The sequence below is a fragment of the Rhodanobacter sp. sgz306013 genome (assembly GCF_057031145.1).
Genome location: NZ_JBXCIJ010000001.1, coordinates 1,085,746 through 1,108,691 on the forward strand (window position 1 = coordinate 1,085,746; position 22,946 = coordinate 1,108,691).

The following is a 22,946-nucleotide window of genomic DNA, read 5'->3' on the forward strand; positions in this document are numbered from 1 at the left end:
GTCGGTAGCGGCCGGCGTCCGCATGGGGCAGCCGGTTCGATGGACGGGGACGATCTCAGCGCTGCGGCGTCGCGGTTTGTTCCAGCGGCTGCACGCGCAGTCCATCGCGCATGCGGTCGTCGGGAAAGGCCACGACGCGGTCGCCCTCCGCCAGTCCCCGGGTGATCTCGACTTCGGTTCCACCCTGCATGCCGGGCACCACCTGCACCAGGCGCAGGCGGCCGCCTTCCACCCGGTAGACCGCCCAGCGCGCACCCTCGCGGAACAGCGCGCTGGCCGGCGCCTTCAACACGTTGGCCTTGCGCGCCACGTCGAACGTCACCTCAACCCGGTAGCCGTCGCCGAGCCGCGCCCACTGCGCGTGCGGTGCCGTAATGTCCAGCCACACCTGGGTGCGCTGTTCCTCCACCCCCAGCGCGGAGATCTTGGTGTAGCCGCCCGGCTCGATGCGCGCCACGCGCGCGGGGAGGGCACCCTCGCCGCCCCAGCGCAGCACCTGGGCGGGCGAGCCGGGACGCAGCAGGGTGGCCTGCTGCGACAAGGCCTGCACCATCACCTGCAGCTGACCCAGGTCGCCCAGTTCCAGCAACGCCTGGCCGGCCTGCACCGGCGTGGCGCTCTGCTGGTAGCGGTGCAGCACCACACCGCCGATGGGCGCCAGCACCGGCACCACCTGGCCACCGGCCAGGCCCTGGCCGGCGAGCAGCGCCGCCAGCGCGGCGCGCTGCTGGTCGGCGGCGCGGTAGTCGGCCGCCGCCGCCGCGGCCGTGGCCTGTGCGCGCGATACCTGCGCCTCGGCGCTGTCCAGCGCCTGCACGCTGACCGCGCCGGCGGCGCCGAGCCTGCGCATGCGCGCCACCTCGCGCGCGGCCAGGCCGGCGTCGGCCTCGGCTGCCGCCTGGTGCTGGCGGGCGGCCTGCATGGCGGCCTGCGCCGCTTGTTCCTCGGCCAGCAGGCGCGCGCGGTTGGCCGGGTCCAGCAACTGTGCGCGTGCCGGCTCGATCTGCGCCAGCGGCTGGCCCGCCTGCACCGGGTCGCCCTGCAGCAGGTCGATGCGGCGCAAGGTGCCGGCGACCGGGGCGGCTACCACCCAGCGGCGGGCCAGTTCGGTGCGGCCTTCTTCCTCGAAGCGCTGCACCAGTTCGCCGCGCTGCACGCGCACCACGTCCAGCGGGCGCGGCGCGGGCCGCAGTGCCCACCACGCCACCGCGGCGGCGGCAAGGGCGACGGCGGCGTAGGCGAGGCGGCGGTGCAGCTTCATGGTCGGCTCACTCCCGCGTCTTGAGTACGGCGACCAGGTCCAGCCCGGCGATGCGCCGGTAGACCAGCAGCGCCGACACCGCGCTGGCGCCCAGCACGGTCAGCGCCGCGAAGGCGTAGGTAGCCGTGGTGAGCTGTACCGGCACGCGGAACAGCTCGGACTGGAAACCCAGCGCCATCAGCCAGCACAGCAACCAGCCGGCGGCCAGGCCGAACGGCAGCGACACCGCCACCAGCAGGCCGAGCTGGCCCAGCAGCAGGGCGCCCACCTCGCCGCGCGTCATGCCCAGCACGCGCAGGCTGGCCAGCTCGCGCCCGCGCTCGGACAGGCTGATGCGCGCGGCGTTGTACACCACGCCGAAATTGATCACCGCGCCCAGCAGCGCCGCCACCAGGGTGAACACCAGCAGACTCTCGCCCATGGTGGCGTAGAAGCTGCGCACCGAGGCCAGGCGCGAGGCGACGCCGGCCACCCACGGCCGCCGGTCCAGGCGCGCGTAGACGTCCGGCGCGGCGCCTGGTATCACGCCCAGCAGCGCGCCGGAGACCACGTCGCCGTCGCCCAGCAGGCGGTCCAGCGCGTCCAGGTCCATGTAGCCGCGCGCGCCGATGTATTCGTGCACGAAGCCGGCCACCGGCACTTCGCGCAGGCGGCGGTGGCCTTCCAGCGCCTGCACCTCCACGCGGTCGCCGGGCTTGAGGTCCAGCATTTGCTGCAGGTAGTCGGTGAGCAGCACGCCGTCGCCCTGCGGCTGCACCGGCCGCAGGCGCGCGTCGATCGGCCGGCGCAGGCGCGCACCGGCCGGTATGCCCTCGATGCTGGTGCGGTAGGAGCGCAGGCCGTGCGCCAGGCGCACCGGTACCGAGCGCAGCGGCTCGGCCTCGCGCACGCCGGGCAGCGCCGCCAGCTCGAACACCGCACGCCGCGGCGCCGGCTCGACGAAACTCACCTCGATGTCGTGGGTCTGCGCGATGCTCAGCTGCACGTCCACCATGCGTTGCACCGAGTCGCCCTGGAAGCGGCCCACCATCATCACCGCGCAGGCCATCGCCAGGCCGGCCACGGTGAACAGCGCGCGGCCGGGCCGGCGTTCCAGGTCGCGCAGGGCGATGCGCGCGGCGGGCGACAGCCAGCGCTGGAAGCCCAGCCGTTCCAGCAGGGTCGGCCCGAAGCGGGTGGGCGCGGGCGCGCGCATGGCCTCGGCCGGCGGCAGCGCGGCGGCGGCGCGCAGTGCCATCAGCGCGCCGCCGCTGGCGGCCGCCAGGCTCACCCCCAGCCCCAGCCCGATTGCGCGCGTGCTCAGCCGATAAGCCAGGAACGGGAAGCGGTAGATCTCCTGGTATACGTGGGCCAGCCAGCGGCCCAGTTCCGCACCCAGCGCGATGCCGAGCAGCGCGCCGCCAAGGGCGATCCACGCGGCCATGCCCAGGTAGTGCCCCGCCAGCGTACGGTTGCCGTAGCCGAAGGCCTTCAGCACGCCGATCTGCTCGCGCTGCGTGCCCAGCAGGCGCATCAGCACCACGTGCATCAGGAAGGCGGCCACGCCCAGGAAGATCGCCGGGAACAGTGTGGCCATGGTGCGCAGCTGGCGCATTTCTTCTTCCAGGTAGCGCGCCGAGGTCTGCTCGTGGCGGCCGTAGGCACCCACGCCGCCGTAGCGCGCCAGCAGCGTGTCGACGTTGGCCGCCACCGCGGCGGGGCGCGCACCGGGCAACAGGCGGAAGGCCAGGTTGTCGAAGGCCCCATCCATCGCCAGCGCCTTCTCCATCGCGTGACGGTTCATCCACAGCACGGCATAGCGGCGGAAGTCGGGGAACACGGCGCCGGGCGGGCTCTGGTAGACGTACTCCGGCGAGGTACCGATGCCGACGATGCGCACCGTGCGCGCGTGCCCGCGCAGGATCATGTGCAGGCTGTCGCCGGCGCGCAGTCCGTGGGCCTGGGCGAAGGCCTCGCCCAGCACGATCTCGCCCTCGGCATCCGGATCGGGCAGGCGCCCGCTGGTCAGGTGCACGCGGTTGAGCAGCGGCTGGCCGCCGCGGATCGGCAGCGACACCACGTCGCTGCGCGCCGGTTCGCCGAAGCCCGGCACGTCCAGCGTGGCCGCCGCCAGCAGGCGCGGCTGCACCGCCTGCACGCCGGGTATCGCCTCCAGCTGCGGGAGCAGGGTGTCGGGCGCGCGCTTGAGCGGCGCCCACAGGTCGGCCAGCGCGCCTTCCTGGTAGAACAGCGCGCGGGTGGAATCCAGCGACTCCAACGTGGACTGCGACATCACCAGCGTCGCCACGCCGCCGGCGATCACCCAGGCGATGGCCAGCGCCTGCGCTCGCATGTGCCACAGGTCGCGCAGCCCCTTGCGGGTGAGCGCGCTCACCAGCTCAGCTCCTTCGCCGGCACCCGCCGGGGCGGCCGCTCCTCGCGCACGATGCGGCCGTCGCCGAGGTACAGCACGCGGTGGGCCATCGCGGCGATGCCGGCGTTGTGGGTGATCACCACCGTGGTGGTGCCCAGCTGCATGTTCACCTGTTCCAGCGCCTCCAGCACGCGTACGCCGGTGGCCGAGTCCAGCGCGCCGGTGGGTTCGTCGCACAGCAGCACCGCAGGGCGCTTGGCGATGGCGCGGGCGATCGCCACACGCTGCTGCTCGCCGCCGGACATCTGTGCCGGGAAGTGGTCCATGCGGTCCTCCAGGCCGACCCGCGCCAGCGCTTCCTCCGGCGGCATGGGGTGCTCGGCGAGTTCGGTGACGATGGCCACATTCTCGCGGGCGGTGAGGCTGGGGATCAGGTTGTAGAACTGGAACACAAAACCCACGTGCTCGCGGCGGAAGCGGGTGAGCGCGCGGTCGTCGGCACCCGTTAGGCAGTGGTCCACGTACCAGACCTCGCCACCGGTTGGTGCATCCAGTCCGCCGAGGATATTCAGCAGGGTGGATTTGCCGCTGCCGGAAGGGCCGAGCAGCACCACGAACTCGCCGGGGAACAGCTCCAGGTCCACTCCGCGCAGAGCGTGCACTTCCACCTCGCCCATGCGATAGACCTTGGCCAGGCCTCGTGCCCTGAACACCGGAGCGGGCGAGGGGAGCGATGACTGCGGCGGCATGCAGGCGGCCTCGGTTGTGCATGGGGTGCCACGACAAGACGGGCGCCGCCGGCTTGTCCAACCCGCGTTCCGGCCAGCCGGGTCGCGCGGCACTTGTCACAGCATTCTTTTCAACGTGTTGTCCCGCCGCACGATGTGGTGCCAGAGGGCTGCGGCCACATGCAGCGCGATGAGGCCATAGAGGATGTTTCCCAGAACCTCGTGGAGCTCTCCGGTGAACTCCTTTGCCTGCAAATCCGGCGGGGCCAGCGCCGGAAGGCGCCAGCCAAGCAAGGGCAGGTTCAACGGCTCCCCGCCGTAACTGAGCCGCAGCCAGCCCAGGACGGGCTCCACGAGCAAGAACACATACAGCGCCAAGTGCACCAGGCGCGCGGTGAAGGCGGTAAAAGAGCCGGGGGACGGAATGATCGGTGGCATCCGCGTCCGGATTCGCACGATGAGGCGCGGTATCAGGAGCAGCAGTACTGCAAGTCCTGCCGCGTAATGCCACTGCATTCCCGAGACGTTCGAAGCGACGATGCCGCCATCGCCCTCGTGCTCTTCCTGGTCAGCCAGGATGGCTGCCGCCACGACGGCGACGACCGTCAGCCAGTGAATGGCCCTGAGGCTCAGGGGATAGCGACTGCTTGGCATGGACATCGCGATGTACCTCCGCATGCATCAACGCACGACCAGCACCGGTACGTTCGAAACGGACAGCACCTTCACCACCACCGAGCCAAGGAACAGGCTCCTCAGCACACCCCGGCCGTGCGATCCCATCACGATCAGGTCGTATCGGCCGCGGCGCGCCACGCGCACGATCTCGGTTCCCGGGTCGCCCACGAGCAGGCACTCGTCGAACACATGCCCGGCCTTGGCCAGCACGCGCCTGGCGGGCTTGAGCGCGGCGATACCGTTGTCGAGATGGAAGCGCGCCACGCTATCGCCATCCAGCCTTCCGGCGATCGACTGGCGCAACGGGGGATCCACGTTGAGCAGCGTCACGGTGGCTTCGGCAGGCCAATGCCTGACCAGGTAACGGGCAGCCCGCGTGCTGTAATTGCTCCCGTCCACCGGCAGCAGGATCTTCATGCGGGCTTCCTCCTCACGGCTCCGGTGCCACGGCGCCATCAGAACGGTGCAGCCCTGATGTCGTGTTGACCTGGGTCAACGAGCGGCGGAAGCAGTGCCGGTGCTGCGGGGAGACCAGGAGTTCCCGTGTATTTGGTTACTTTACATAATATACATTATGCGCAATTCATGGATCATGATCCGTACCCTGGTCATGTCGTTGTAGCCGGCACCACTGTTTTTGTTACGGGCCGCGAAGCGATTGCGTTACTTTTGGGCGAACCCGCGTCCCTACGCTGAGGTAACACCTTCAGTTGCTTGTATGGAATCGGTGTCCAAGGACGATGGACCGCCCCAGCTACCTGTTGCACAACTGGTCAACCGGCTGTTGACTCATTTTATGGCTTTCGTTGCCTTGGCCGTCTTCGACGAACCAACCGATCGAGGAGTGTGCTTCGCTTTCGGACGGACGCTGGCTTTGGCGAGCGAGATTTCGAGTGCGGCAGTTTTTCCTGATAGGCGTGCCACTTCCTTCTCCGCTGTCTGCAGTTGCCGGTGGAACGCTTCGCAGCGTGTCTCAAGCATTTGAGCCGCTTCACGATGGCTCCGTTCGGCCGCTTCGAGGCGCTGCTGCCATTGTTTGGTTTCTTGCCGGGCGCGGTCGATTTCCTGATGGGCTCGATCCTCGACGGCACGGACGTACGCCACGGTGCGTTCCCGTTCCTGCTCTGCGGCGGCGAAACGGGTGGTCCTTTCGGCCTGGAGAGTTTCTAGCTCACCCGTCTGCCGATCAATGACAGCCTGCAACCGATCACGCTGCTGCACCAGATCTTCCCGAAGAGCGTGGCTGTCGCGAAGTTGGCTGTCTAAGTTGGCGCAGGCATGTTCGGCCAGCTCCTGGCGGGTCCGGGCTTGGGCCACCGTGGTCTCGGCTTCGGCCAAGGTGGCCGTCCAGTGCGCCCGCTCCTCCTGGAGACGGGCCTCGCTCGCCGAAAGGGCGGCTCGGTCCTCGGCCAGCCGGGCTTGGAGGAGGCGTTCCGCCTGCGCCACGGCCAACTGCCAGAGCGCGGTCATGGCCTGCCCGGCCTCCGCCGGGAGTTCTGGAAGCTGCAGAACGTTCTGCAGGCGCTCCGCCAACCCATTGCGCCACGTGTCCAGCATGCGCGTGATCGTGTTCGGCGAGCCGGTGCCCAAGGCCGCGCGCACTTTTTCCACGGTCGGTTTGTCGCCGGCGGCGACCAGCCTGTCCGCGGCCGCGTTGACCTGGTCCTGGGTGATGCCTCGTGGCATGAAACGGTCTCCTCGATCGGCGCCCTGCCCTCTGGGATTTCTACTCGCGATAAGTGATGATTATCGCGGCTAGACGCCCTATTTCGTAGTATACATTACATAGTATGAAAGATATTTCACCGATTCCGACCCTCGCGCAACCCGCGTCCAGCCTGGGATTGAGCCGAGATACGTGTAATTTTGATAACCAGAATCGAAATTCCACCATCGAGGCAACGAGTTAGCCGTTTTTCTTGGCCGCCGCGCGAGCCCGTAGGTCGGCGTGCGTCACCCGAGGCAATGCGATGAAGTCCCGTTCTGGCATGACCTCATAGTCCTCTTGGAACGGCAGGTATAGCTCGACGATCCACTCCCCTTCCTCCTGCCGCCCTGCGAAGGGATGGAGGATTTCCCCGTCCGGCCGACACCGGTCGAAGCGCAACACGCCCGAGTGTGGGTAAAGCTGGGCGTGCCGCGCCTCCAGCATGCGCGTCACGACCTCTGAGGGATAACCCGGGTGTGCCATCGTCTGGTGCTCTTTCAAAGAGGCTGACACTGCATCGACATTTGTCCGGTGGCAGCGCGCCATCTCGTGCTCATCGAACACGACTTCCCTGGCGATGTACGGCGGCCCCTGGTACCAGTCGGGGTCCTTCCGATCGAGCTGGATGGCCAAGATGGTCCGGGTGCCCACATCGGTGCACCGCCACCGGAACCCGGCGCTTGCCACGAATTCCAGACCAATATGAAAATCCGAGAGCTCCACGGTACCTCCTGCCATGCCACTGCCACGTCGCTTGAAGCATAGCGAGCACGGGTCTCGTGGGTTGAACGCCCCCTGGCCGAGATGGGCTGCGCGGAATCACCACCCTCGTGCCCATCGCCTGCGACACTCAAGCAGCCAGGGCCAGTTCGGCTTCGTAGGGCTCGGGCACGGCCTCGGCATCGATCAGGTAGTCTCCAAAGCGTTTGATATGGCTCGTCATGTAAGGGCTGAGCGCGGCCACATCTTCGGCAGTGATCTTCCAGCCTTCCCGCATGAGCGAACGGATGATGCGGGTTTGCTCCACGACGTTATGGAAGATCACGGCGTTGGCCACCAGGTCGTTGTACTTGACCGCCTTCTCCTGCTCCACCGGATCGTTGTCGGCGATGATGCCCTCCCCACCAAAGAAGAAGTATTTCGAGAATCCGTTATAGGCCTCGACCTTGTTGGTGGAGGCGGTGATCTGTTCGCGCAGGTCTTGGTCGGAAATGTACTGCAGCAGGAAGAGCGTGCGCACGGCCGAGCCCAAGGCGCGAAAAGCGTGGTAAAGCCGGTTCTTGCGGCTGTTGTTGCCCAAGCGCCGCAGCAAGGTCGAAGCGGCCACCTTGCCGGCTTTGATCGACAATACGACGCGCATCAGGTCTTTCCAATGCGTCTCGATCAGGTCCCAATCGACGCTGTCGCGGAACAGCGCATCGATGTGCTCGTAGGAGGCATCCGTATCGGGCCGGAAGAACCGGTAATCCTGCCAATTTCGGATGCGTGGCATCAGCTGGATGCCCAGCAAGTATGAGAGCCCGAAGACGGGAAGCGACTGCCCTTGGGTGTCGGCGTGCACGATATCCGGCTGGATGTCGGACGTGTTCTTGAGCAGGCCATCGATGATGTACACCGCTTCCCAGACCCCGCATGGGATGAAGTGGCTGAACAGCGCGACGTAGGTGTCGGAGACATGATGGTACGCAATGCCGCCGTAACCACCGTACCGGATGTGGTATGAGGCCAGGCTGTTCTGAATGTACATCTCGTACTTGGTGCCATCTGCCGCGGCACGCTTGCTGTCGCCCCAGTGCTTGGGCAATTGAAGGCCAGCGTAGCTATTGATGATGTCGCGGCATGCGGCGGCCAGTTTGTTCGCGTCGATGTGGCGACGATTGACGAACGACAGCATGTGCGCCGTGACAGCCCCACGGAAATGACGTGCCGCCTGATTGGGGCCCAGGTTGCATCCGTAGGTAAAAGCCGTCAGCACATAACGCTCGCGTGCCTGATCAATCTTCGGGTCCGACCCGGATAGCGGGCCGAAATGACGATGCCAGTTGGTCCAGTGCCCCACGTCACATAGCACATCGATGACGCTTCGCTCACGCAGGCGCTCATGAATGGCCGTTTCGAGGGCTTTGGCCTGGCTACTCATCTCTTTGGCCTTGCTGCGCTTGAGAACCGGCATGCCCTGGTCATCGATCACGACCTGGCCGTTGTCGACGTACTCCTGGTCTGTTTGCTCGGCGACCTGCATCAGGCGCGACTGCAGTGTGTTGACGAACGTGATCGGGTCAGCCGGCAGGCCAAACTCTGCGCAATAGGCGGCCACTTGGGGCTCGCACTCCTCCCAGCTCAATAGCTGCTCGCCTTGGTCGGCGTACTCCTCCGATCCCGGTACGGCCACATCACCGGACTTGAGTTCGTTCGCCAACGCGGAAAACACGCACACCTCGAAATGCCGACGGTGAATGCGCTCCTCGCCATCCTCGGTGCGCTGCGTCAGGGTCTTTCGCCACAAGTGTGTTGTGAAGGACAGATCCATCGGCCCGTCCAGCCAATCACCGCGCTGCCGTTCCTGCGCAAGGATCAACTCCAGGGCATCGATCAACGAACGATCTTCCGTCGTGCTTTTCAGATTGAGGATGCGCACCATGCGCAGCAGCGTGGGTCGGTGGCTCTTGTAGTACGGCCAGAGCAACGGCAAGTAATTGTCACCGCTGTGGGCGGCGATCGCGTTGCAGTCCTCCTGCAGCGTATCGATGCTGCCGCGCTGCCCGACCAGGCGCCGAATCTCACGACCGGCAGCTGTGTCGCTGCGTTGTTCGGCGAGTACGCGAATCACATCGGACATCGTTGCCACCAGCACCTCGGCCTTCTCCCGGTACTGGCTGCGCAGGCGATCGAGATGTTCCTTGCCGTGTACATGGATCTTGCTCATGCGTTTGATGAACATCGCCGCCAGATCGTCGCGCACCTGTACCCGTGCCCGGTGGATCAGGCAAAGCAGGACAGCATGTCGCTTGGCGGGGCGGAAATCTTTGAGTTCGGCGGCATCGAGTGCACGCGCCTCTGCCGCGAAATGCTTGCGCTTGAGTTCGGGTATCCCAACCAACGGCGCGTCCGTGTTCACAAGCGCGTCAAGCCGCTCCATGTGGTCGATCAGTTCCTGGAAGTGCCTCAAGGATGAGCGCTTGGGGAGGCGTTTGACCTCGTGCAGCGGCCTTTTGCCGGCTTTCCCAGCGGCTTGTAGCAATCCATCCAGGCGTGCCTTCTCGTCCGCCGTCAGGCGCTGAGCAATGGTTGCGAAGAGCTGGCCGTTGACCAGCGCACGGACACGTCGCGCCAGCCGATCAAGTGTACTGAAGGCTGGCAGACCGATGCGGTCGGTGACCAACTGCTCGATGCCCACATTAATCAGATCCGGCGGGTGATCCATGATGGCCGCGGCATCTCGCATGGCTCGGGCCGCCACATCGAGACCGCCTTCCTCGAACGGCCGGAAATCCAGGTGCTTCCGGATCAATGCGTGATAGCGATACAGCGTGACCGCGCTAGGCTGGGCAGGCTTCACCTGGATCCGAAACTTCAGGGACGCCCTGATATGTCTCAGTACGGCTGCGGGCACCTCATCCAGTGCCGGGAAATAGCGCAATCGCTGAAAGCTCTTCAGCAGGATGGCCAGGGTTAATCGACTGGACGGCTGTCGTGCATGCTTGACGATGAAGGCCGTCTCGGACTCGTCGACGGTGTACAGCGCGACGAGTTCGCGAACCACAGGATTACGTTTGAATTGCGGGTATGCAGTCCGATCAATCGAAGCCATGCCATGCCTCGGTACCGATGGAAAGGGGGCCACGCGCGGCAACAGCCCGCAGCCAGCGGCGACTCGCTGTTCGCGGGCTGAGCGCTCGTTCCGTCACGCTATAAAGGCCCGATCATAGACCAGGCCCATGTGGAGCCGCGGCATGGCCTGCTCAGGGCCGCAGCGGTGTGATCGCCGTCACCGTGCTGGCCATGCCGGCCGGGTGCAGGGTGAAGCGCACCGACTCGCCGACCTTCACCTTCTGCAGGAGGGGCGGCGGATCGGCCTTGAAGGTCATGATCATCGCCGGCCAGCCGATGGCGGTGATGGCCTGGTGCTGGAGGGTGATCGTGCCCTTGGCGGTGTCGATGGCCTTGACGATCCCCACGCCCTGCGCCAGGGTGGGTTTGGCCGGTTGCATCCCGGCCATGCCGGGCATGCTCGGATCCATCTGCTGGGCGAAGGCGGCGGTCGAGGCCAAGGCCAGCGCACCGGGAAAGGCCAGGGTAAAAACCTGCTTCTTCATGATTGGATCTCCTGAGGTGGGTGGAACGTCGGGGTGGCTGGTGCGGACTTGCGCAGTCGGTGCCGCATGAGCAGGCTGAATGCGGCTGGCAGGATGAGCATGGACAACAGAGGTGCGGTCACCATGCCGCCGATCATGGGGGCGGCGATGCGTTGCATGACTTCAGAGCCGGCGCCATGGCCCAGCAGGATCGGAAACAGACCCGCCAGGATTACGGCCACCGTCATCGCCTTGGGTCGTACGCGCTGAACCGCGCCTTCGCGGATGGCCGCGTCCAGCGCCTCGATACCCGCCTGCGGGTTGGCCGCGAGTTGCCGATCCCAGGCATGACGCAGGTAAAGCAGCATCACCACGCCAAACTCCGCGGCGACGCCGGCCAGGGCGATGAAGCCGATGACCGTCGCCACCGATACGGCTTGGCCCAGCAGCCAGACCAGCCATAGACCGCCGACCAGCGCCAGCGGCACACTCGCCATGATCAGGGCCGCCTCGACCGCGCGCCGGAACACGGCGTAGATCAGCACGAAGACGATGAGCAAGGCCACCGGCACCACCAGCCGGAGCCGCTGGGCGGCGCGGGCCAGGTACTGGAACTGGCCCGACCAGTCCAGCGTGACGCCGGCGGGCAGCGTGACCTGTTGCGCCACCGCGCGCTGGAGCCGGGCGACCACGCCACCGAGGTTGCTGCTATCGGTGTCGACGTAGACGTAGGTGGCCAGCTGGCCGTCTTCGCTCTTCAGCATCGACGGTCCCGCCGCGACCGTGATGTCGGCGATCTGGCCCAGCGTGAGCTGGGCGCCGTTGGCCACCACGATCGGCAGTTGCCGCAACGCCTGTACCGAGTCGCGGTCCACCCGCGGGTAGCGCACCACGATCGGAAAGCGCTCGCGCCCCTCGATGCTCTGGCCGATGGGATCGCCACCGACCACGGTGGCGATCAACTGCTGCACCTGATCCTGCGTCAGTCCGTAACGCGCCGCCGCGTCCCGATGGATGTGCACGTCGACGTAGCGGCCACTGGCCGGGCGCTCGGCGATCGCCGAGCGCACACCGGGCACGGTGCGTGCGACGGCCTCGATGCGATCGGCCACCGATTGCAGTGCCGCCAGATCGGTGCCCAGCACCTTGATGCCGATGGGACTCTTGATGCCGGTGGAGAGCATGTCGATGCGGTTGCGGATCGGCGGCACGAACAGGTTCGTCAGCCCCGGCACATGGACGGCCTGGTTCAGCGCGGCCTTGATCCTGGCCATCGTCATGCCGGGGCGCCACTGATCCTTCGGCTTGAAGGTGATCGTGGTCTCGAACATCTCCAGCGGCGCCGGGTCGGTGGCGGTGTCCGCGCGGCCCGCCTTGCCGAATACGTGGGCTACCTCGGGTACGGTCTTGATCATGCGATCCGTCAGCTGCAGCAGCTGCGATGCCTTGCCGGCCGACAGTCCCGGCAAGGCGGTGGGCATGTACAGGAGCGTCCCCTCGTCCATGGCGGGCATGAACTCGCTGCCTAGCCGGCTGAGCGGCACCAGCGCCGTGAGCAGCAGCAGGCCCGCCAACGCCAAGGTGGTCTTCGGCCAGCGCAGCACGGCATCGAGGATCGGCGCGTACAGCGCCGTGAGCCACCGGTTGAGCGGATTGGCCCGCTCCGCTCGGATGCGCCCGCGCACCAGGTAGCCCATCAGCACCGGCACCAGGGTGATGGCCAGGCCCGCCGCGGCCGCCATGGCGTAGGTCTTGGTGAACGCCAGCGGCTTGAAGAGCTTGCCTTCCTGACCCTGCAGCGCGAACACCGGTACGAACGACAGTGCGATCACCAGGAGACTGACGAACAGCGCCGGCCCCACTTCCACGGTGGCGTCGGCGATCAGCGACCAGCGGGCCTCGCCTCGCGGCTCCGCACCGTCGTGCCCGTCGCGCCAGTGCTCCAGGTGCTTGTGGGTGTTCTCGATCATCACGATCGCCGCGTCCACCATCGCGCCGATGGCGATGGCAATGCCGCCCAGCGACATCAGGTTCGCCGTGACGCCCTGCAGGTTCATCACGATGAACGCGGCCAGCACGCCTAGCGGCAGGGTGACGACGGCCACCAGCGCCGAACGCAGGTGGCCGAGGAACAGTGCGCAGACCAGCCCGACGATCAGGAACTCTTCCAGCAGCTTGTCCCTGAGGTTTTGAACCGCAGCATCGATCAGCTGCGAGCGATCGTAGGTGGGCACGATGTCCACCCCCGGCGGAAGGCTGCGCCGAATCTGAGCCAGGCGAGCCTTGACCGCCGCGATGGTGGCCTTCGCGTTCGCACCCGAGCGCATCACGATGATGCCCCCGACCACTTCGCCCTGGCCGTCCAGTTCGGCAATACCGCGGCGGAAGACCGGGCCCCGCCGCACGGTGGCCACGTCGCGTAGCCGTACCGGCACGCCGTTCGCGTTGGTGACGATGGGTACGTTCTCGAAGGCCTTGCGGGTTTTGAGATAGCCCTCGCTGCGCACCATCAGCTCAGCCTCGCCCTGTTCGATGACCGACCCGCCGTTCGCGCCATTGGCGGCACGTACGGCATCGACCAACTGCGCCACGGTGAGACCGCGCGCGGCCAGCGCCTGGGGATCGGGCACGATCTGCCACGCACGGTCCATCCCGCCCAGGGTGGCCACCTCGGCCACGCCGGGCACGGTTTTCAGCTGGAAGCGCAGCGTCCAGTTCTGCAGCGCGGTGAGCTGGCCGAGGTCGTGCCGGCCCGTGCGGTCGACCAAGGCGTATTCGTAGATCCAGCCCAGCCCGGTAGCGTCCGGGCCGAGCGCGGGATCGACGCCGGCCGGCAGCTGGCTGCGCGCCTGGCTCAGATACTCCAGTACTCGCGAGCGCGCCCAATAGAGATCCGTGTGGTCGTTGAACAGCACGTCCACGTAGGAGTCGCCGAAGAACGAGTACGCACGCACCGTGGTCGCCCCGGGTACCGACAGCATCGTGGTGGCCAGCGGATAGGTCACCTGGTCCTCCACCACCTGCGGCGACTGGCCCGGATACGGGGTGCGGATGATCACCTGGGTGTCCGAGAGATCCGGCAGTGCGTCGATCGGCGTATGCCAGACGGAGAACACGCCCACCGCCGCCAGCCCCAGCGCGGCCAGCAGCACGAAGATGCGGTACCGGATCGCCGCGCGGATCAGCGCGCCGATCATGGCCGCGGCTCCGGCAGGGACGTGCCCGGCATCGCGGCACTCGCCGCGGGTGCCGGCGCCTCCGTCTGCAGCCGTTGCAGTGCGCCGGACAGGCTTGCCTCCGAATCGATCAGGAACTGACCGGACACCACCACGCGTTCGCCGCCGACCAGGCCGACCAGCACCTCGGTATAGCCGCCGGCCGACCGGCCCAGGCGCACCGCGACCGGTCGGAAGCGGCCGTCGCCTTCCGCCACGATCACCCGCGGCGTTGCGCTGCCGGTCGCGATCACGGCACCGTCGGGGACGACTGGCACCGGTGGACCCGAGGCCGGTTGCAGGCCCACGTCGACGAACATGCCCGGGCTCAATGCGTCACCGGGATTGGCCAGCACGATGCGGGCCTGCTCAGTGCGTGTCGTGGCGTCGATGTCCGGCAGCAGGGTTTCCACCTGGCCGCGGAACACGTGGCCAGGCAAGGCCGTCGTACGCACGGTCACCGGCGTGCCTGCGCGCACGATGCCCGCCATGGCCTGCGGCAGTGCCGCCTCCACCCACACGGTGGACAGGCCGTTGAGCGTCATCAGCGTCTGACCGGCCCCGACCTGCTGGCCTTCGCGCACGTCCAGGGCCGTGACCACGCCGTCCTGCGGCGCGTGCAGCGTGATGCGGCCGTCGCGTGCCGAGGCGATGTCGGCCGCGGTGAGGCCCAATACCTGCAGCCGCTGCCGTGCCGCGGCGCGCAGCGCCTGCGCGTCACTGGACCGTGTGTGCTGCAACGCGCGGTATTCAGCGATCGCGCTGTTCCATGAGGGTGCCAGCAGTTCGGCCAACGGTTGCCCAACCTTGACGGCGGTATACGGCGCGCGCACGTCGAGTCGCGCCACCACCGCGTCGGTCCGCGCGCTCACGGTGACGGCGTCCCGCAGGTTCCAACCCACGGTGCCAGGCACCTCCAGGTGGGCAGCCAGAACGCGACGCACGACCGGCTCCGTACGTACGCCCAGGTTTTGCACGGTCGCCGGATCGATGCGCACCACGCCCTGGTCGGTGCCTCCTTCATCCGCGTATCGGGGTACCAGGGGCATGCCCATCGGCGACCGGCCCGGATGATCGAAGTGCTGGTTCGGCACCATGGTGTCGTACCAGTACAGCACCTTGCGTGGCGAGCCCTGTGCCGTGGCGGCGGCGTTGGCTCGGGGTGGCGTGGTCCCGGCATGGCGGCCACCGACATACCCCAAGGCGAGCAGGACGGCGGCACCCGCCAGTGCGCCGATCACAATCACGATACGTTTCATGGCCGGTGCTCCGACGACGGAGTGGAGGTGGGCAGTAGGTAAGCCAGGGCCGCCCAGGCGCGGGCCCGCGCAACCAGCGCGTCGGTGTAGTCGAGGCGCAGCGCGATCTCGTCGCGGCGGGCGTCCAGCCACGGTTGCAATGTGCCGCCGCCGCGGTACGCGGCCAGCGCGACCCGACTGCGGTCGCGCGCCAACGGCAACAGCGTGTCGCGGTCGCGTGCGATCTGCCGGCCCCACCCCTGCCAGGTTGCGATATCGCGTGCGACGGTCGCGCGTTGTGCACGAAGGGCATCCTCGTGTGCGAACTCGACCGCATCGCGTTGCGCCTGTCTGGCGCTGATATCGGGATCCTGCCGGTTACGTGCAAACAACGGCAGGGTCACGCCGAACTGCACCATCACCATGTCCGACAGGTACGGCGCCCGGTGACCGTAGGTGACGTCCACACTCCAGTCCGGATGCTTGGAAGCACGTGCGCGCGCCAACGCCGCATCGGCGACCTGTTCGCGTGCCTGCCAGGCCTGCATCGGTGCCTGCTGGTCGGTGTCGTGCTCCAACCGGTCCGGGGCGACCGGCAACTGGCCGAAGTCCGGGGCTTCGGCCAGGGCAGTCGGCGCATCACCCAGCCAGCGTTGCAGGGACGCCCGCGCCGCCTGCAGATCCGCGTCGGCCGCCTCGATCCGATTAGCCAGGTTCAGCACCTCGGACTTTGCCGCCAGCACGTCGGCCGCACTTCCGGTGCCGCCACGCAGCCGGGCCTTGGCGACCTGCACGGCGAGGTTGCTCTCGTTGCGAAGGGCCTCCAGTAAAGTGCGTTGCCGGGTGGCCGCCCACACGCCGATCCAGGCATCAGCCACACGCTCGCGCACCGCCTGCCCGGTAGCGGTCCGCTCGGCCTCGGCGGCATCGACCTGGGCATTGGCCAGAGAACGCTCGGCCGCCCGCGCGGCGTGGGACGGAATCGTCTGCATCACGCCGATGGTGCGCATGGTCATGCCGTCCGAGCGCAGGCTGAAGGCACCGGGGCTGGTCACTGGAAAGTTCGACACGCCGAAGGTCAGCGACGGATCGGGCAGACGGCCGGCACGGACGGCATCCTCGCGCGTCGCCTCGATCTCCGCACGCCGGGCGTCGAGCAGCGGGGCGTGTTGCACCCCTTGAGCCACCGCGGCCGGCAAGCTCAGCGGCGGCGCCTCGGCATAGGAAGCAGCGGCGCACGAGCCCAGTAAAGCCAGCGCCATCACCGGCGCGACGCCGCGCCGGGTAGCAAAAATGGAAGACATCAAGACGTACTCCAGACAGTTCAGCCGGCCGTCGGCCGCGCGGGCACGACGACGCCTCGGTCCCTACCGAGGGCGAACTAGATCTGGAGTGAGCAGAACAACAGACGAGGGGGATGCGGCGGGGACGCCTGCTGGCGATACCACCGCTCGGACGCGCGACTGGAAGGACCGCCGTTGGAGGCCAACTCCAGGGACAGGGGCGGCAGCGCAGTCAATCCGCTCGGTGGTACCGACGTGACATGCGCATCCACGGGTGCCGTGGCCTGGGTGCTGCAGTGGTTGAGGCAGACCGCCCGCTGTGCCCGCGGATGCATCGCCGGGCAACCAGGACCCATCGCCTTGGTCGCACTCATTGCCTGCATCGCCGATGGCGTTGCCATGCAGGCGTAGGCGGCCATGGCCGTCTGCTGGCCCAGCATGACCAGCACCGAGAACGCGAGCAGCCAGCGGACGAACTGGCGGCGACGCAACACGTTCAGCCGCCAGGAGCGGCCACCACGGGAAGGTCGATCAAGCCATGTCACATCGTTGTTTCCATGCCAGGTAGTGGCGGAGATCCCGCGATATCCATTCGTCGCTTGGTGTTGCAAGGTTACCGCTGAGCGAGGAACGGTTCATTTGACTGAAGTCAATAGCGAGGAAACCTTGTAAGACAGTGCCCCCACGAACCCATCGTGCCACAGAACTTGGGAACGTCGTGGCGAGCAACACCTCAGCAGACAAGAGGATCACCGAACGCTGAGTAGGCGCTTCTCGGGGACTCCCGCTGTTTAGAAGAACTCGTATTCGACTTGTGCCAGCACGGTGCGGCGTGGCGCCTTGGCGTTGATGCCGAACACCATGCCAAGCCGGTATTCAATCTCGCCGGTCGTATCGGGGATGTGCCAATCGCCGGCGACGACGGGGCCCGCCTGATAGGCATGGTCGCTGGGACGGCCGTACGCCTCGATGCCCGGACGAAACGCCGAGGACACTGTGTAAGTGCCTTGGTAGCTGTAACGGAACTCGTACTTGCCTGCGGCGCCGGCACCCAGCTGCTTTTCCCAGATCAGGTTGACCGTGTGGGTGAAACGACCTGCCGTCTTTTCGATCAGGGGACCGAACTCGGCGGTGTCCGGCGCGCCGGAGCGCGTGTTGTGCTCGTAGGCGGCAAGGAATCCGAAATCGGCCCAGTACTCGCCGGGTGGCGTGAGCTGGAAGGTATTTTCGAACTCGTAACCCAGCAGGTGCTCGCCCTCGCCCGGCACCTTCTGGTACTTGGCGACATACAGCTCAGCCTTCCACCAGCTGTTGAAGGTGTGTGCAAGCGAGAGCTCGGCGGCGCTTCCGTCGTGGTAGCCCGCGCGCGGATCATCGTACTGGTACCCGCGCAGCTCGATCTCGCTCTGCGTCGCCACCACGTGCGGCGAATACACGATGAAGTCGTCGGCATTCGCCTGTTGCGCACCGGCCGTGCAGGCGATGGCGAGGCAAGCGACGGCAAGAAGGCGTTTGTTCTGGACGGATGAGGCATGCATTGAGCGGACCAGACGGGTCATCGGGAAACTCACACAGGATTCGGGGCGCAAGCGGCTACGCCCACCGCCTAGGGTGATGGGTACGCATGACCGCACAGGGATTCAGGACGGCTGACTGGCGGCGGCCACCGGCAACGTCGCGTGCCTTGCCGCAAGACGCGGCGCCAGAAGCATGCCCATCACGAGCAGCAACACGGTAATCAGGTAGAACACGATTTGGATGCCACTCGGGCGTGCGTCGTAGCCGACCAGAATATGCAGTGCCTGTCCCAGCACTGAGCCGTTGCTGAGCAGCGCCGAGCTGTTCCACAACTGGGACCCCCACGTGGGCAGCCAGTCGGCCTGTGTCAGGAAACGCGCAGCGGTGGATGCGAGCCCGGCAGCAAGCAGCACCAGCATCCCATTCGTTGCGCTGAAGAAATGGCGCAACGGAATGCGCAGCAGACCGAAATACAGGGCGTAGCCAACCGCCATGCCGCCGACCAGACCCAGCGGCACACCAGCCAGGAGATCGCCAATGCTTGCGCCACCCGCGGCCATGCCGTACAGAAACAACACGACTTCTGATCCCTCGCGTAGCACGGCCAGCGCCACTACCGCCAGCAGCATGGTGAGCGAGCTGGAACCGGCCTTCACGGCATGCCCGACCGCCTGCATCTGCTGCGCCAGTTCACGGCCATGGCTGGACATCCACACGACGTGCCAGCCGATCATGAGCACCGCCGCCAACAACACGCCCGCGTTGAACAATTCCTGCCCGGCGCCATTCACCGCCTGCTCGATGATGCCGGCGAAGCCAGCCACCACCATCGCACCCACTGCACCCAGTGCGATGCCGCCGCCGATGTAGATGCCACGCCGCGGCACACCGCGGGTGGCGGCCGCCACGATCGTGACGATCAGCGCCGCTTCGAGCACCTCGCGAAATACCAGCAATGCAATGCCAAGCATGTCAGCGGCTCACTGCACGACCAGCACGCCGTTGCCGGTGGCGCGGTGGAAATCATCAAAGAAGGTGTAGCTCCCACGATCCAGCGGGCCGACGAAGACGACCGCCGTTGTGCCCGGCAGCACGATCTGCTCGCGGTTGAAGTCGTTGCTTTCGAACTCGGAGGGTGTGGTGTCCTCGTTGCGCACCAGCAGTTTGAACTTAGTGTTGGCAGGTACCTTCAACGTCGTCGGTTGATAGGTATGGTTGCGGATGACCAGCGTGAATTCGGGTACGGCAGTCGCTGCCAAGCACGGGAGTGCGGCACAGAGCAGGATCGCAGACAGAAGCAGCTTCATGGGAGCAGGCAGCCAGCAGAGAGGATGGTGGTTTAGTAAATAATAATTGTTCGCATTATTGTGTCAATGGGTACCCGATTACGAACCATGCCCGCCACCGTGACGTCCGTCCATGCCAAAACCGGCATCGTGAAGGTGAATGCCGCCGCATGGGCCTCACGCTGCATTTGCCTCCGGCCTCGATGGCACACCTGAAAGCCGGTGACAAAATCACACTGCACCTTGGCTTCAGCAAGCCTTAGCGGCACCGCCGGCATTGCCGCCATTGGCACGGTCGACGCCGTAGAAATCTGGCGTCGATCCCGCGTACCGTTATAGATGTGCGTGCCCGTCACTGGACGGCTTCGCGCCGACCGATCAGGTTGCCGCAGGTGACGGTGCGGAAGCGGCGCCCTGACCTGGCATATCCATGCCGCTGATGTCCAAGCCCTTCATGACCGGCGCACCGGATGCGTGCGCATCGCCGTTCCCGTGGCTGTGGCTGCTGCCTTCGCCCATGTCCATATCCTAGTCGGGCGGCGCCCTGGCCACGATCGCCTTGTGCTCGGCCGGCGTCATGCCGGGCAGCTTCTCCAGGAAGGCGACCATGCTCCAGCCGGACACATACAGTGCCACGTTCCCGACTCCGTCCCGACACTGCGATACCTGCTCGCACGCTTCATCGCTCAACAACTCGACCGATGTCCGTGCTGCGCACGCCCAAGGGAACGTGATTCATGACACAGCAAGACTAGGACACGCCCGGCTTAGACAGGCAGAGGGGACGGCAAACGGCAGCGCGTGCCGCGTGCAGCAGGCAGTCCAGCCAAGGGTCCAACGCAAAAGCCCGCACAAGGCGGGCTTCCGGATGCATGGCTGACGGTGCGTGGCGAGCGATCCGCTCGCCGTGCGCGCCAGATGAATCGACTTGCGTCGGTGGATCAGTGCTTTAAGGCCGCCTTCGGCGGCTGGATCACTGCATCGATCGCGTGGATCACACCATTGCTCGAGGCGATGTCCGCGCTGACCAAATGGGCACCGTCGATGGTGACGCGGTCACCGTCCTTGGCGATATGGGTCGACAGACCCTGCATCATTTTCGGATGGCTGAACGTGCCCACATCGGCGGCCGACGCGCGGCCGGGAAGGATGTGGTACTTCAGCACCGAGATCAACTCGGCCTTGTTCTCCGGCTTGAGCCAGTTGTCCAGCGTGCCTTGCGGCAGCTTGCCGAAGGCTTCGTCGGTGGGGGCGAAAATGGTGTAAGGGCCAGCACCCTTCAACACCTGAGTCAGATCGGCGGCATCCAGCGCCTTGCACAGGGTTTTGAAGGAGCCATTGGCAGCAGCCGAGTCGATGAGATTGCCGGTACGAACGTTGTTGACAGTGGTGTTCATGGAGTTGCCTATGAGTGATGGTCTGCAAGCGCAGATCCTGGGCGGCCGAAACCGCAGCCCCGGTTGGATCCGGGGGTGTACTCAGTGGCGTTAGGGAGAGTACCGCGAGGCTGAGGCGTGACAGGAGCGACGTGCCTCCTGGTGCCCAAGCAGCATGCGCGTGGTGTTGTTAGCTGCGCGTAACGTGATGCGGCAGACGCGGATCACCCGGTTCGCTCCGGCTTTACTTTTTCACCCTTTGAAGCAGCGCGAGCATGCGCGTTCGTTGTTCGCTCTTCTTCTGGTCCTGCGCGGCCAGTAGTCGCTGCCGCAGGCTCGTCGGTACGGCGGTGACGCGCGTTGCCTCCGCTTCAGATTGCCTGAGCAGGCGGTGCAGGCGCGCGACCCAGCTGCGCACATACCAGGGCGGATGCGGGCGAATTTCGAGATGCGTGTTCATGGTGTTGGCCTCAGCCGCATACCGGGACTGTCGGGCGGCAAGCCAATTACTGCCAGCGCAATCACTATGCGCCGTCCGCTGTTAGCTGGCTGTAACCGCAACCGTGCACATGGACGCCAAGGCACACGGTGAGCAACGAATAGCGATAGCCACCGATGGCGCGATCGCGCATCACAGCCGTGTAACAGCGGCAAGCGCATGTTGCTTGTACACCGGAGCGCCTGCGGGTTCGTTCCGGACGCCTCAGACTACGTTTCATCTTTCGACGCCACTGAGTTCCCTCCGACCGTGTCGGAGCCGCGGGCCAGCACCCGCTTATGTCTTGTCGCAGACAAGTTCACACTCAAAGGCAATCACCATGTACGCCCTCAACCAGACGAACGCGCTGTACTTCTTCCCCCACAAGCTCAGCTTTGAACCGCACCCCGCCGCAACCGATGTCGAGCAGTACGATCACTGGTCTCTGCGGCATCATCCGTCGGTGGCATGGCCATGGGCACCGCAGACGAGCGGCTTTGCCCCACCTACGCCCAAGACGGACCCCGCCGAACGGCGTGAAATCGATCACCACGCCCAGGATGTCGATCGCATGGACGACGATGGCGCCACGCCTTACGAGCCCGAGCCCGAGCCCGGCAAACGCTAACAGCCCGCACCGTTCCCTGCGGTGCTCATCAAGAGTCCATCGCATCCGATCGCATGCCGCTCAACTCGCACGGCGGCCGCATCTCATCCCGTTGCGCTGCGCCGAATCGATTCGTGCACGCCCCCAAGTGCGCGCCCTCCCCACGCGGCCCAATAAAGGAGCATGCTGGACCACGACATCATTCCAAAGGCAACCATCATGACCAGCGTTTCCGGCAAGACCACCAATGGTTTCACTTATGAAGGTGAGTACAACCATGCCAACGTCGACCGTATCACCTGGAGCGCCACCTACCGACGTAACGGCCTCTTCTTCGGCATGCGCCACGGCCACATCAATGAACTGCTCGGCATTCCGGTGGAAGAAGTCGATGACGTGGTGAAGGACGACATTGAGCTGACCTGGGTGCAATCGAGCTAGGCGCATGCCTGCCGATCGAAAGAGCCATTGCACCTTCCGAAAGATTGCCCCAGTGGGTGTCCGGGTGCGCATGCGGTTCATGACCATCCAATTCGAAATCGTGTGCATGCTGGTGATACGCATCGTGCACATGGCGACGGGTGTGGGATATCGCTTCTTGGGGGTTCAGGTGCTCGTGGTGCTCGGTCAGGTGGAGCCATACGCCCGCGCCCATAACACCGCCGCCATCCAGAACGTCGGCGAGGCATGGTCGCCGACGGCTAGGATCGCGATCGCTGCACCCATGAACGGCGCCGTTGAAAAATACGCGCTGGTGCGCGTCGAGCCCAGATCGCGTAGGGTAAGCACGAACAACACTAGCAGGCTGTTGAGAAGCAGGGTTCCGCACTGCTTTTGATAGACACGATCTATGGCATGGCGGCCACTGCGATAGCGGTGGAGTGCGATTTTCCGCCCTGCGGGCGCACGTCTCCTGTCATCG

Annotated in this window: 21 protein-coding genes and 1 pseudogene; 2 read left to right on the top strand and 20 right to left on the bottom strand. The window is 66.1% G+C overall.

The genetic code is table 11. The features are described from left to right. Positions 1 to 55 precede the first annotated feature (55 nt). The 19 genes from AC2EWF_RS04885 to AC2EWF_RS04975 all read right to left on the bottom strand — a co-directional run bounded on the left by AC2EWF_RS04885 (position 56) and on the right by AC2EWF_RS04975 (position 21,399). Positions 56 to 1,261, bottom strand: a complete 1,206-nt coding sequence (locus tag AC2EWF_RS04885) for an efflux RND transporter periplasmic adaptor subunit (RefSeq protein WP_483638211.1) — start codon at positions 1,259 to 1,261, stop codon at positions 56 to 58. A 7-nt stretch (positions 1,262 to 1,268) separates the two neighbouring features. Continuing rightward, positions 1,269 to 3,635, bottom strand: a complete 2,367-nt coding sequence (locus tag AC2EWF_RS04890; RefSeq protein WP_483638212.1) for an ABC transporter permease — start codon at positions 3,633 to 3,635, stop codon at positions 1,269 to 1,271. Next, a complete protein-coding gene (locus AC2EWF_RS04895) occupies positions 3,632 to 4,363 on the bottom strand; it encodes an ABC transporter ATP-binding protein (RefSeq protein ID WP_483638213.1) in 732 nt (243 codons plus the stop codon). Before AC2EWF_RS04895 ends, AC2EWF_RS04890 begins: the two co-directional genes overlap by 4 nt. A 96-nt stretch (positions 4,364 to 4,459) precedes the next feature. Next, on the bottom strand, positions 4,460 to 5,002 hold the full coding sequence (locus AC2EWF_RS04900; RefSeq protein WP_483638214.1) for a cytochrome b: 543 nt from the start codon (positions 5,000 to 5,002) through the stop codon (positions 4,460 to 4,462). A gap of 21 nt (positions 5,003 to 5,023) precedes the next feature. After that, positions 5,024 to 5,437: a universal stress protein gene (locus AC2EWF_RS04905; protein ID WP_483638215.1), complete on the bottom strand. Its 414-nt coding sequence runs from the start codon at positions 5,435 to 5,437 to the stop codon at positions 5,024 to 5,026. 372 nt (positions 5,438 to 5,809) lie between these two features. Beyond that, a complete protein-coding gene (locus AC2EWF_RS04910) occupies positions 5,810 to 6,706 on the bottom strand; it encodes a DNA-binding protein (RefSeq protein WP_483638216.1) in 897 nt (298 codons plus the stop codon). 220 nt (positions 6,707 to 6,926) lie between these two features. After that, positions 6,927 to 7,451: a hypothetical protein gene (locus tag AC2EWF_RS04915; RefSeq protein WP_483638217.1), complete on the bottom strand. Its 525-nt coding sequence runs from the start codon at positions 7,449 to 7,451 to the stop codon at positions 6,927 to 6,929. Positions 7,452 to 7,578: 127 nt separating this feature from the next. Next, the gene (locus AC2EWF_RS04920; RefSeq protein ID WP_483638218.1) at positions 7,579 to 10,539 is read right to left on the bottom strand and encodes a Tn3 family transposase; all 2,961 of its coding nucleotides are present in this window, start codon (positions 10,537 to 10,539) and stop codon (positions 7,579 to 7,581) included. 151 nt (positions 10,540 to 10,690) lie between these two features. After that, positions 10,691 to 11,044, bottom strand: a complete 354-nt coding sequence (locus AC2EWF_RS04925; RefSeq protein WP_027483919.1) for a copper-binding protein — start codon at positions 11,042 to 11,044, stop codon at positions 10,691 to 10,693. Beyond that, positions 11,041 to 14,220 carry an efflux RND transporter permease subunit gene (locus AC2EWF_RS04930; RefSeq protein WP_483638219.1) on the bottom strand — a complete coding sequence of 1,060 codons (3,180 nt, stop codon included), beginning with the start codon at positions 14,218 to 14,220 and terminating at the stop codon, positions 11,041 to 11,043. The genes AC2EWF_RS04925 and AC2EWF_RS04930 overlap by 4 nt, the downstream gene beginning before the upstream one ends. Then, positions 14,217 to 15,497 carry an efflux RND transporter periplasmic adaptor subunit gene (locus tag AC2EWF_RS04935; protein WP_483638220.1) on the bottom strand — a complete coding sequence of 427 codons (1,281 nt, stop codon included), beginning with the start codon at positions 15,495 to 15,497 and terminating at the stop codon, positions 14,217 to 14,219. The genes AC2EWF_RS04930 and AC2EWF_RS04935 overlap by 4 nt, the downstream gene beginning before the upstream one ends. Beyond that, entirely contained in the window at positions 15,494 to 16,780 is a 1,287-nt protein-coding gene (locus AC2EWF_RS04940; protein WP_483638221.1) for a TolC family protein, read from the bottom strand. The genes AC2EWF_RS04935 and AC2EWF_RS04940 overlap by 4 nt, the downstream gene beginning before the upstream one ends. Before the next feature lie 77 nt (positions 16,781 to 16,857). Then, a complete protein-coding gene (locus AC2EWF_RS04945) occupies positions 16,858 to 17,304 on the bottom strand; it encodes a hypothetical protein (RefSeq protein ID WP_483638222.1) in 447 nt (148 codons plus the stop codon). A 246-nt stretch (positions 17,305 to 17,550) separates the two neighbouring features. Further along, positions 17,551 to 18,318, bottom strand: coding sequence for a hypothetical protein (locus tag AC2EWF_RS04950; RefSeq protein WP_483638223.1), 768 nt, complete (start codon positions 18,316 to 18,318; stop codon positions 17,551 to 17,553). A gap of 81 nt (positions 18,319 to 18,399) precedes the next feature. Then, positions 18,400 to 19,248, bottom strand: a complete 849-nt coding sequence (locus AC2EWF_RS04955) for an FTR1 family iron permease (RefSeq protein ID WP_483638224.1) — start codon at positions 19,246 to 19,248, stop codon at positions 18,400 to 18,402. A gap of 9 nt (positions 19,249 to 19,257) precedes the next feature. Next, positions 19,258 to 19,584 (bottom strand): cupredoxin domain-containing protein, encoded by a 327-nt coding sequence (locus tag AC2EWF_RS04960; protein ID WP_483638225.1) that lies wholly within the window; start codon positions 19,582 to 19,584, stop codon positions 19,258 to 19,260. A 357-nt stretch (positions 19,585 to 19,941) separates the two neighbouring features. Next, positions 19,942 to 20,082, bottom strand: coding sequence for a hypothetical protein (locus AC2EWF_RS04965; RefSeq protein ID WP_483638226.1), 141 nt, complete (start codon positions 20,080 to 20,082; stop codon positions 19,942 to 19,944). 422 nt (positions 20,083 to 20,504) lie between these two features. Next, on the bottom strand, positions 20,505 to 20,960 hold the full coding sequence (locus AC2EWF_RS04970; protein ID WP_483638227.1) for a fasciclin domain-containing protein: 456 nt from the start codon (positions 20,958 to 20,960) through the stop codon (positions 20,505 to 20,507). Between the two features lie 223 nt (positions 20,961 to 21,183). Continuing rightward, positions 21,184 to 21,399: a hypothetical protein gene (locus AC2EWF_RS04975; protein ID WP_483638228.1), complete on the bottom strand. Its 216-nt coding sequence runs from the start codon at positions 21,397 to 21,399 to the stop codon at positions 21,184 to 21,186. Positions 21,400 to 21,757: 358 nt separating this feature from the next. Between AC2EWF_RS04975 and AC2EWF_RS04980 the strand changes: the two genes are divergently transcribed. Both AC2EWF_RS04980 and AC2EWF_RS04985 read left to right on the top strand, forming a co-directional pair. Beyond that, positions 21,758 to 22,045, top strand: a complete 288-nt coding sequence (locus tag AC2EWF_RS04980; protein ID WP_483638229.1) for a hypothetical protein — start codon at positions 21,758 to 21,760, stop codon at positions 22,043 to 22,045. A gap of 162 nt (positions 22,046 to 22,207) precedes the next feature. Beyond that, positions 22,208 to 22,465 (top strand): hypothetical protein, encoded by a 258-nt coding sequence (locus AC2EWF_RS04985; RefSeq protein WP_068091472.1) that lies wholly within the window; start codon positions 22,208 to 22,210, stop codon positions 22,463 to 22,465. 186 nt (positions 22,466 to 22,651) lie between these two features. Here AC2EWF_RS04985 and AC2EWF_RS04990 read toward each other — a convergent pair. Next, a pseudogene (locus AC2EWF_RS04990) lies at positions 22,652 to 22,946 on the bottom strand (hypothetical protein); the annotation flags it as partial.

Coding starts and splice junctions, on each gene's coding strand:
- AC2EWF_RS04885 (WP_483638211.1), bottom strand. CDS start 1,261: ATGAAGCTGCACCGCCGCCTCGCCTACGCCGCCGTCGCCCTTGCCGCC.
- AC2EWF_RS04895 (WP_483638213.1), bottom strand. CDS start 4,363: ATGCCGCCGCAGTCATCGCTCCCCTCGCCCGCTCCGGTGTTCAGGGCA.
- AC2EWF_RS04900 (WP_483638214.1), bottom strand. CDS start 5,002: ATGTCCATGCCAAGCAGTCGCTATCCCCTGAGCCTCAGGGCCATTCAC.
- AC2EWF_RS04905 (WP_483638215.1), bottom strand. CDS start 5,437: ATGAAGATCCTGCTGCCGGTGGACGGGAGCAATTACAGCACGCGGGCT.
- AC2EWF_RS04910 (WP_483638216.1), bottom strand. CDS start 6,706: ATGCCACGAGGCATCACCCAGGACCAGGTCAACGCGGCCGCGGACAGG.
- AC2EWF_RS04920 (WP_483638218.1), bottom strand. CDS start 10,539: ATGGCTTCGATTGATCGGACTGCATACCCGCAATTCAAACGTAATCCT.
- AC2EWF_RS04925 (WP_027483919.1), bottom strand. CDS start 11,044: ATGAAGAAGCAGGTTTTTACCCTGGCCTTTCCCGGTGCGCTGGCCTTG.
- AC2EWF_RS04930 (WP_483638219.1), bottom strand. CDS start 14,220: ATGATCGGCGCGCTGATCCGCGCGGCGATCCGGTACCGCATCTTCGTG.
- AC2EWF_RS04935 (WP_483638220.1), bottom strand. CDS start 15,497: ATGAAACGTATCGTGATTGTGATCGGCGCACTGGCGGGTGCCGCCGTC.
- AC2EWF_RS04940 (WP_483638221.1), bottom strand. CDS start 16,780: ATGTCTTCCATTTTTGCTACCCGGCGCGGCGTCGCGCCGGTGATGGCG.
- AC2EWF_RS04950 (WP_483638223.1), bottom strand. CDS start 18,318: ATGACCCGTCTGGTCCGCTCAATGCATGCCTCATCCGTCCAGAACAAA.
- AC2EWF_RS04955 (WP_483638224.1), bottom strand. CDS start 19,248: ATGCTTGGCATTGCATTGCTGGTATTTCGCGAGGTGCTCGAAGCGGCG.
- AC2EWF_RS04960 (WP_483638225.1), bottom strand. CDS start 19,584: ATGAAGCTGCTTCTGTCTGCGATCCTGCTCTGTGCCGCACTCCCGTGC.
- AC2EWF_RS04965 (WP_483638226.1), bottom strand. CDS start 20,082: ATGGGCGAAGGCAGCAGCCACAGCCACGGGAACGGCGATGCGCACGCA.
- AC2EWF_RS04970 (WP_483638227.1), bottom strand. CDS start 20,960: ATGAACACCACTGTCAACAACGTTCGTACCGGCAATCTCATCGACTCG.
- AC2EWF_RS04975 (WP_483638228.1), bottom strand. CDS start 21,399: ATGAACACGCATCTCGAAATTCGCCCGCATCCGCCCTGGTATGTGCGC.
- AC2EWF_RS04980 (WP_483638229.1), top strand. CDS start 21,758: ATGTACGCCCTCAACCAGACGAACGCGCTGTACTTCTTCCCCCACAAG.
- AC2EWF_RS04985 (WP_068091472.1), top strand. CDS start 22,208: ATGCTGGACCACGACATCATTCCAAAGGCAACCATCATGACCAGCGTT.